Source organism: Candidatus Effluviviaceae Genus I sp. (assembly GCA_016867725.1).
Taxonomy (GTDB): domain Bacteria; phylum Joyebacterota; class Joyebacteria; order Joyebacterales; family Joyebacteraceae; genus VGIX01.
In genome coordinates, this window is record VGIX01000059.1 from 1 (window position 1) to 8,565 (window position 8,565).

At 68.8% G+C, this 8,565-nt stretch carries 5 protein-coding genes and 1 pseudogene; 2 read left to right on the forward strand and 4 right to left on the reverse strand.

Going from position 1 to position 8,565, the window contains the following annotated elements; translation table 11 throughout:
• Both FJY74_08975 and FJY74_08980 read left to right on the forward strand, forming a co-directional pair.
• Positions 1-708: family 1 glycosylhydrolase (locus FJY74_08975; GenBank protein MBM3308446.1), on the forward strand; the 708-nt coding region annotated here is incomplete at its 5' end.
• Between the two features lie 18 nt (positions 709-726).
• A complete protein-coding gene (locus FJY74_08980) occupies positions 727-3,873 on the forward strand; it encodes a glycosidase (GenBank protein ID MBM3308447.1) in 3,147 nt (1,048 codons plus the stop codon).
• Positions 3,874-3,881: 8 nt separating this feature from the next.
• Here the strand turns inward: FJY74_08980 and FJY74_08985 are convergent.
• From FJY74_08985 to FJY74_09000, 4 genes and pseudogenes are all read right to left on the reverse strand, one after another.
• Positions 3,882-5,664, reverse strand: a pseudogene (locus tag FJY74_08985) (dipeptide/oligopeptide/nickel ABC transporter permease/ATP-binding protein).
• Positions 5,665-5,782: 118 nt separating this feature from the next.
• A complete protein-coding gene (locus FJY74_08990) occupies positions 5,783-6,766 on the reverse strand; it encodes an ABC transporter permease (protein MBM3308448.1) in 984 nt (327 codons plus the stop codon).
• Between the two features lie 12 nt (positions 6,767-6,778).
• Positions 6,779-7,477, reverse strand: coding sequence for an SDR family oxidoreductase (locus tag FJY74_08995; GenBank protein MBM3308449.1), 699 nt, complete (start codon positions 7,475-7,477; stop codon positions 6,779-6,781).
• Positions 7,478-7,511: 34 nt separating this feature from the next.
• Positions 7,512-8,565: ABC transporter substrate-binding protein (locus FJY74_09000; GenBank protein MBM3308450.1), on the reverse strand; the 1,054-nt coding region annotated here is incomplete at its 5' end.

The following is an 8,565-nucleotide window of genomic DNA, read 5'->3' on the forward strand; positions in this document are numbered from 1 at the left end:
TGTCCCGCGGAGCCCGCGACCGACAGCGATGGTGACCGGGACGCCGCCCGGCAGTTCGACGGTCTCTTCAACCGATGGTATCTCGATCCGCTCTTCCGGGGCGAGTATCCCGCCGACGTCATCGCGGACAGGGTGCGGATGGGGCACCTCGAGTCGAGCGCGCTTCCGTTCGTGCAGGCGGGCGACATGGCGACCATCGGCGCGCCCATCGACTTCCTGGGCATCAACTACTACAGCAGGGCCGTCATGAGGGCCGGCGGGCAGGGGAACGCGGTCGGCGTCGACGTCGTCCCCGAGGACGAGCGCACGGAGATGGGATGGGAGGTCTATCCGCAGGGCCTCACCGACATCCTCCTGCGCGTGCACAGGGAGTACGGACCGCGGCGCATGTACGTCACCGAGAGCGGCGCGGCCTTCCAGGACGCGGTCGGCGACAACGGCCGTGTGTCGGACCCGCGTCGCATCGACTTCCTCCGCCGCCACATGCTCGCGGCGCGCCGGGCCATCGACGCCGGAGTCCCTCTCGGCGGCTACTTCGTCTGGTCGCTGATGGACAACTTCGAGTGGCAGTACGGATACTCCAAGCGCTTCGGTCTCTTCCGGGTCGACTACGACACGTGCCGGCGCACCGCGAAAGAGAGCGCCGACTGGTATCGCAGCACCGTGGCCCTGAACGCAGTCGAGGACGATGGTCCTTCGGCGACTTGAGGAGGCTCCCCCATGGTGATGAACACACCCGCCGGCCGCGCCCCGCACCCGAAGCGGCTCGCGGCAGTCGCGGCGTCTCTCCTTGCTCTCGCGGTCCTGTCCGCGACGGCCTCCGCGGCCGCCCCGGACGTGCGGATCGTTGCCGACGACGCGGGCCAGAAGCTCGTGGTCGACGGCGGCGACTACATGGTCTTCGGCATGAACTGGGACTACCTGCCGATCGGCGAGAACTACCTCTACAACCTGTGGGGTCAGCCCGACGAGGTCATCGTGGCCGTGCTGGAGAGAGAGATGCCCCTCCTCCGGGACATGGGCGTCAACTCGATCCGGCAGTACGTCGGGATCCCGCCCCGATGGGTCGAGCACATCTATGAGAAGTACGGCATCACGACGATGCTGAACCACCTGGTCGGGCGCTACGGCTACACGATCGACGGCGCATGGACTCCGTCGGTCGACTACTCGGACCCGCGGTTCCGTCGACTCGTGACCGAGGAGATCGTGGGCTGGGTCGAGCAGTACCGCAACACGCCGGGCGTCCTGATGTGGCTCCTGGGCAACGAGAACAACTACGGCCTCCACTGGTCGTCGTTCGAGATCGAGGCGCTGCCGGAGGGCGAGCGCGACGAGGCCCGCGCGCGCTACCTCTACTCGCTCTACGGGGAGATCATCGAGGAGATCAAGCGCACCGATCCGGAGAAGCTCGTGGCGATCTCCAACGGAGACCTCCAGTACATCGACCTGATCGCTGAGGAGTGCCCGGGCCTGGACATCCTGGGCACCAACGTCTATCGCGGCGTCTCGGCCCGCGATCTCTTCGACGTCGTACGCGACAAGCTGGGCATCCCCGTCGTGTACACCGAGTTCGGCGCCGACGCGTACAACGCCAGGGAGATGCGCGAAGACCAGCTCATGCAGGCCAAGTATCTCATCGGCCAGTGGAAGGAGATCTACGAGCAGTCCTACGGCAAGGGCCGCGTCGGCAACGCGATCGGCGGCTACATCTTCCAGTGGAGCGACGGGTGGTGGAAGTTCGGGCAGGAGAGCCGTCTCGACATCCACGACACCAACGCGTCATGGCCGAACGGCGGATACATCGAAGACTATGCCCCGGGCCAGAACAACATGAACGAGGAGTGGTGGGGCATCACGGCCAAGAGCCCGCCCGATCACCGCGGGCTGTATGACGTGCACCCGCGCGCGGCCTACTACGCGCTCCGGCGTGCGTTCGGGCTCGCCCCCTACGCGCCGACGACCGACCTCGAGGCCATCCGGGCGCACTTCGCCGGCATCCACCCCGCGACGGCGGAACTAGAGGCCAGGGGCGACCGCGCGGCGGCCGTCGGCGGCGCCGGCGAGCGCGTCCGCCTGTCCGGCCTCCGGCTCGAGTTCGAGACAATCAACACGGGCGGCAAGCACTCCACGACGCCACCGATGCAGGGCGCGGCGGCCGGTTACCCGTCGTTCATGGGGTTCGACCAGATGCAGTCGTTCTACGTCGACGTCGAGGCCAAGCCCGCCGAGAGCATTACGGGCAGGCTCTCCCTGAGCGTGCTGGGCAACGTGCCCGAGAACCCGATCGACGAGATCTTCTATGAGAGCAGGGGCCGCAAGCGCACGCTTGAGACCGACACCGGCGAGTACGAGGACGAGTCCATCGAGCGCGTGAAGGTCTACCAGAGCTCGGTTTCGTGGGACGACGAGTGGTTCGTCCTGGACGGCTTCTATCGCACCGGTCACCTGCACTGGGGCTACGAGGGCGACTTCTTCGGTCTCTACCGCGACGCCTACTACGGCGAGAACGTCGACACCTACAACGGCATGGCGCCTGTGGGCTTCGAGGTCGCGGGGAAGCGGCAGTTCGGAGGCCTCAAGGTCGCCTACGGCCCGCAGCTCTGGTGGGGCGCCAACCCGGCCGTGCTCGTGAAGTACCAGAGGAGGGTCGGGCCGCTGAACGCGACGGCGGTCTACCACGAGGACGTCTCCGAGCAGTCCGCCGTCAACACCTCCATCGCAATCCCCGAGCCCAGGACGCGCAAGGTCTCGCTCCAGCTCGCGACGCGGCGCGGGCCGTGGGGGTTCGAGGCGGGCGGCATCTGGTCGGGCAGCACGAAGATCGGCGACAGGTTCCTGATCGCCCAGGAGACCGACGGCGCATACGAGATCTTCCAGGACGAGATCATCGACGGCGACGCCTTCGGAGCCAAGGGGAAGGTCACCTGGGAGAAGGGGCGCTGGCACTGGTACGCGCAGGCGGCGAGGATGGGCCTGGTCGCCGACGCGGGCCCGACCCCGACGATCACCTACACGGGCTGGAACCTGAAGGACTCGGGCTCCGGCAACCAGACCAACTTCCTGACCGGACTCGCGGTCAACGTTGGGAACGTCCAGTTCGGCCCGAACTTCCTCTGGCAGAAGCCGATCATCGGCCCCATCCCCTACGATGTTCCGTCGCCGGGCCGGCCCCGGAACATCCTGTCCGACCCGTTCGCCGTCCGGGGGAACCGCGAGACCGTGGGCGGAGAACTCCTCGTCACGTACGACCCGACGCCGGCGACCTGGTTCTGGCAGTGGGACAACGACGTGCGCGAGGACGCGAGTCTGGCAGCGAGCCTCGGGTTCGTGTACCGCCACCTGCCGACCACCATGGACGTCTCGAACTTCATCGCGGAGGACGGCGTGACGGTCTATGCGTTCCTCGCGGCGCCGCCGCCCGAGGACCTCTGGGAGCTCAACGCGCGCCTCGTGTCACGCGTCGGACCGATGACGCGGATGGTGTCGCGCTTCTACTACGGCAAGGTCCAGCCGAACGGCTACGACCCGACGGAGGCCAACCTCACGCTCAACCGGACGATCGAGAGGTTCGGCGCGAGCGCCCGCCTCATCCACGGTCCGCTCGCGGTCGAGGGGTCCGCGAAGTTCAACGACTGGGGTCCCTACGACTACCACCGCGACTTCAACCTGACGTTCCCGGTCCAGCTGACCGGCGACGCATCCTACTCGCTGGGCTCGCCGCGCTGGTTCGGACACGCGCAGACGCGGATCGGCGTCACAGGCACGTGGCGCTCGATGGACGAGAACTCACTGCGCTACGACGCGGAGGCGGCCGACGGCGAGAACGGCTCCGAGTGGGAGTTCAGGACATACCTGCACCTGGCGCTCTAGCCTCTGACTCACTTCGCCAGATGACAGACGGCGACGTGACCGGGCCCGATGTCGATCGGGCCCGGTTGCTTTTCGTGGCAGAGGTCGATCGCCTTGGGGCACCTGGGATGGAACCGGCAGCCCGAGGGGGGACGGCGCAGGCTCGCGGGCTGGCCCGGGATGCTGACGGGCTCCGGCCCGCCGGGCCTGAGCGAGGGGAACGCGCGCAGGAGACCGGCGGTGTAGGGATGTCGGGGGGACCTCCTCAGCTCCGCCGCGGGGCCCACCTCGGCAAGGCGGGCGGCGTAGAAGACGGCGACGCGGTCGGAGATCTCGAGCATCCGCGCGAGGTCGTGTGTGATGAAGATGACCGCGAACCCCAGCTTCTCCTGGAGCTCGCGGATGCGCCCCAGGATCTCCCGCTCCACGATGACGTCGAGCGCCGTCGTCGGCTCGTCGAGGATGACGACCGACGGACGCATGGCGAGCGCGAGCGCGATCCCTACCCTCTGCCGCATGCCCCCGGAGAGCTGATGGGCGAAGGAGTCGATCCTGTCCCGGGGAATGCCAACGAGGTCCAGGAGTTCGAGGGCCCTGTTCCGGGCCCAGCCGGTCGAGCCGCCCCCGTGCGCGAGGAGCGTGTCCACGATCTGCTCGCCCACGGACACCACCGGGTTGAGCGCGTCCATCGCGCTCTGGAACACCATCGAGATCTCTCCCCAGCGCATCTCCCTCAGCTCGCCCTCGCTCATCCTGAGGACGTCGATGCCGCCGAACAGGAGACGCCCACCGGTGATGACCGCCGGCGACGGCAGGATGCGCATGAGCGCTTTGGCGAGCGTGGTCTTTCCGCTGCCCGACTCCCCCGCCACCCCCAGCACCTCTCCACGCGTCACGCTGAGGTCGAGGTGGTCGATGGCGCGCACCGGCCCCTCGTCGGTCACGTAGTCGACGCACAGGTCGCGTATGTCGAGAAGCGGCTCAGTCATTCTCTCTCACCACCGGTGTGGAGCGCCCGGGCGCGTGCCCGCGGCCCAGCAGGAACCCGCGCCAGGCCCGCTCGAGCCTCAGCCGCGGGTTCGTGATCTCGTCGAACCCCGAGTTCAGCATGGTCAGGCCGAACCCCACGAGCGCGATCGCGATGCCGGTCGGCGCGAACGTCCACCACGCCCCGGTCAGGAGCGCCGAGTCGTTCTGCGCCCAGTAGAGGTTCGTCCCCCAGGTCACGGCCGAGACGTCGCCGAGTCCCAGGAACTCCAGCCCGACCTGCGCGCCGATCGCGTAGACCGTGCCGCCGATCACCTGCGAGACCAGGAGGGACGTCATGTTCGGCAGGATCTCGCTCGTCACGATGCGCCAGCTCGACTCGCCGGACACGACGGACGCCGCGACGAAGTCGCGCCTTCTGTAGGCGAGCGTCTGGGCCCGGAGCACGCGGGCGTTCCAGGCCCACCCCGCGATCACGAGCACGAACCCGAGCGTCAGCGGGCCCGACGGCAGGTACGCGGCGATGACGATGGCGAGCGGCAGCCCGGGGATCACGAGGAACACGTTGAACAGGAGCGAGAGGAACCCGTCCACGCGGCCGCCGAAGTACCCGGCCGTGACGCCGATGAGCGCGCCGACGAACACGACCGTGAGACCGACGCTGAACCCGATGAGCAGAGTGGCGCGCGTGCCCACGACCAGCTGCGCGAGGACGTCCTGGCCCTGCCCGGTCGTTCCCAGCCAGTGCTGGGCCGAGGGCGGCTGCATCGGCACTCCGACGAGCTCCGTGGGGTCGCCCACCAGCAGCGGACCGAACACGGCCATGAGCGCGAAGAACGCTATGACCCCCGCGCCGAACGCCGCACGCCTGTCGTGCCTGACGGCGTCAGCCCACAGCGCAAGTCCGGATGCTGTCCCCTGTGCCCTCACGGAGTCGTCCCTCTCACGACACGGAGTCGCGGATCCGCGGGTCGAGCCACAGCGACACCAGATCGACGACGAAGTTCGCCCCAAGCACCGCGAGCGTGATCACCAGGAAGATGCCCTGCATGAGCGGGTAGTCCTGGCCCCTGACCGCCTGGACCAGCAGGTAGCCCTGGCCCGGATAGGAGAACACGATCTCGGTCAGGAGCGACCCGCCCAGCACGAACCCCAGCGCCATGCCGAAGCCGGTCACGCTCGGCAGAAGCGCGTTCCTCGCCGCGTACCTGAGCGCCACGGTCCGCGGCGGCAGCCCCTTGGCCCAGGCGAGACCGACGAAGTCGCTGCCCAGCACCGACACCATCGTGTTCCGCATGGTCAGCAGCCACCCGCCCAGCGTGGCGATGACCACGGTCCCGACGGGCAGCACCGCGTGTCTCACGACGTCGGCGAGGAAGGCGACGTTGAACCCGGGCTCCACGGAGTCGCCGTACGCGTGCCCCAGCGGGAACCAGCCCAGCGTGAACCCGAACACGTAGAGCACGACCATCGCGAGCCAGAAGTACGGGAACGCTCCGACGAGCGCGGCCGTGGGGGGCACGAACGTGTCGACGCGGCCGAACCGCCACCACGCCGCGGCCACTCCCAGAAGCGTGCCGACGGCGAAGCTCGCGATCAGCGCCGTCCCCGCGAGGAAGACGGTCCACACGAGCCCGTTGGCGATGACCTGGAGAACGGGCGCCGGGAAGTACGCTACGGAGATGCCGAGGTCGCCCTTGAGCACGTGACCGAGATACGTGAAGTACTGCGCCACGAGCGGCGCCTCGGTCAGCCCGAACGTCTCCCTGAGGGCGTCGAGCGCCTCGGGCGCCAGCATGCCGCGGAACCTGGCGAAGAGGGCCGTCGCCGGGTCGCCGGGCATGAGCCTCGGCAGGAAGAAGTTGAGCGTGACCGCGACCCACGCGGCGAGGGCGTAGAACCCCAGCCTCTTGAGGAGGAACCTCACTCCGATCTCCTCCTAATCAGACCACTCGTACTCCTGAGCCGAGAACCGCTTCCCGTTCGCGCCGAAGTCCGGAAGCAGCGCCGGGACCAGGGCTCCCGGCAGCACGGTCGTCACATCGTGCTCCCCCTTCGGGCCGCCCATGTCCGTCCTCAGCCACCCCGGGTCCACCGTGTTCACGAGCACGTTGGTGCCACCGAGCCTCGCGGCGAGGTCCGCCGTGTACTTGTCGACCGCCGCCTTCGACACGCTGTAGGGCGCGAGCTCGGGGATGTCCCTGATGCCGGAGGTCAGGTTGACGATGCGCCCGTAGCCCCGCCTGATCATCCCGGGTGCGAACGCGTTGCACAGGTCCACGAGGGCCAACACGTTCACGTCGAACACGTCCTGCCACGTCGACCTATCGATCTTCCACACGGACTGCCACGCATTCTGGACGGCCGCGTTGTTGTAGAGGATGTCGATGTGACCAGGGCGCCTCTCCACGCCGCGGACGACGGCCCGGACTCCCGCCCTCGTGCCGAGGTCGCCCGCGACCACCGCGGTCTTCACGGTATACGCGTCGAGCAGCTCGAGCGTCCTCGTCGTGTGCGCCCTCGTCCTGCCGTGCACCACGACGTTGCAGTCGAACTGCGCGAGGCCGAGCGCGATCTGCTGCCCGATGCCCCTGCTGGAGCCCGTCACCAGCGCCCACCTGCCCGCGAGGGAGGTCACGCTCTTCCCGGCCAATCGGCATCTCCTCCGTGCGTCACCGCCCGCCGCCGGACGCCGCCTCCGCAGTGCCGCGCGGCCTGAGCGTCGTGAGGACCAGCAGGCACTCTCCCCTGTCGAACTTGTTCGGCGACGGGTCCGCGTAGGGGTTCTCGGCCGTGGGGAACCCGTCGAACCTGCCCGTGTTGAACTCGGCCCACGAGGGGTTGGGGTAGAGGGGGATCGCCGGGGCCTCAGCCGCGAAGATGCGCTGGAGCTGCGCGGCGAGCCGTCTCTGTCCGTCGGCGTCGGCCTCGCGCTCGAACGCCGCGAGGATGCTGTCCGCGCGCGCGCTGCCGAACCGGTGCCAGTTCCCGGTCGCGATCTCGCCGACCGGCTCGACGGTCTCGGACGACATGAGCCACCGGTAGAACGTGTAGGGCGTCGGCCCCTCGTAGGACCACCCGAGACTCAGGTCGAAGTCGCCCTCCTGGACGCGCTGGAACCACGCGCCGAAGTCGAACGTCCGCACCGACGCCTTCACGCCGATGTCGGCGAACCCCCTCGACATCACCTGCGCCGCCCGCACCCAGTCGGACCACCCGGACACCGTCAGGATCTCGAACTCGAGGCGACGGCCCGCCGGGTCGACGCGGAACCCGTCCTCGCTCCGCCGGTACCCCAGCTCGTCGAGGAGCGCGTTCGCCTTCGCGACGTCGTGGCCCACCCAGTCGCCCGCGGCCAGCGCCTGCGGGTCCTTCCAGGACAGGAACGCATCGCTCAGGGCCGTCGCGTCCGCGGGGCGCGAGTAGCGGTAGAGCGCGACGTCGATGAGCAGTTCGCGGTCGACGGCGAGGCTGAACGCCTTCCGCGCCCGGACGTCGTCGAACGGAGGGCGCGTCGTGTTGACGTAGAGGAAGATCGTGCTCCCGGTCAGCGGGAACCAGTACGCGTGCGTCTCGGGCGAGCGCGCCACGAAGACGCGATCGATGGCGGGCACGAAGTTGCCGGCCCAGTCCACCTCATCGAACACGAGCGCGAGGTTGGCGCGGTCGTTCGAGGGCAGCGCCGGGAAGCGCAGCGCCTCGACCGCGGGCTTGCCCTCCTGCCAG

Bases quoted from the DNA above. Each gene is read 5' to 3' on its own strand.
- FJY74_08980 (MBM3308447.1), top strand. From the start codon at position 727: ATGAACACACCCGCCGGCCGCGCCCCGCACCCGAAGCGGCTCGCGGCA.